The following is a 618-nucleotide window of genomic DNA, read 5'->3' as shown; positions in this document are numbered from 1 at the left end:
GCGGCGAAACACCATGAACGTGTCGCCGCGGCCATGAGCGCGAGTGCTGTCCACCCGTGAACCCCGCCCAGCCCAGTAGCTGAGGCGGGGATTCCCGGCCCGGGACCCGTAGCACCCTCCCTTCGGAGCTGATCCGGGTTCCGGCCGGGCAACGCATCCCACGCCGTCGACGCGGATCGGTGCCCGCGAGAGCCCCGAACGGATCTGGTCATCTTCGGTGACCAGATCCGTTCGGGGTCGGGCTCCGGTCCGCCGCGGGGGAGCGGCGGGCGCGTAGCACCCGGGTGAGGACGTCCGGTCGCAGCAGTGCCGATGGCGGTTCGACCAGATTGATGATCCGCATGAACACCCGGGCCACCACCGGGTCGGTGTGCGCGGCGGCGTGCACGTGGGGCAGGTAGGCGTTGACCAGCCTGATCCGCGGGGTGCGCCGTCCCTGCACCTGTGGGTATCCTAGATCATTTCCGGTGGCCAGGGACCAGGCCAGGTCGGCGGGAACGGCCGCGGCGGTGAAGAACCGCCGGGGCAGATCGGTGCCGGCGCGGGCGGAGGCGTCGGTGCGGGCGGAGGTGCCGGTGCGGGCGGCGGGTGGGCCGAGCGCGTCCGGCGTATCCCGCA

General features: G+C 72.5%; 1 pseudogene. It reads right to left on the bottom strand.

What is annotated here, in order from left to right:
• Positions 1-208: 208 nt before the first annotated feature.
• A pseudogene (locus tag AC08OQ_RS18555) lies at positions 209-618 on the bottom strand (FAD-dependent oxidoreductase); the annotation flags it as partial.

The sequence above is a fragment of the Frankia sp. CcCS3 genome (assembly GCF_977927575.1).
The sequence above is the reverse complement of the archived record's forward strand: the minus strand, read 5'-3'. Positions and strand labels throughout refer to the sequence as shown.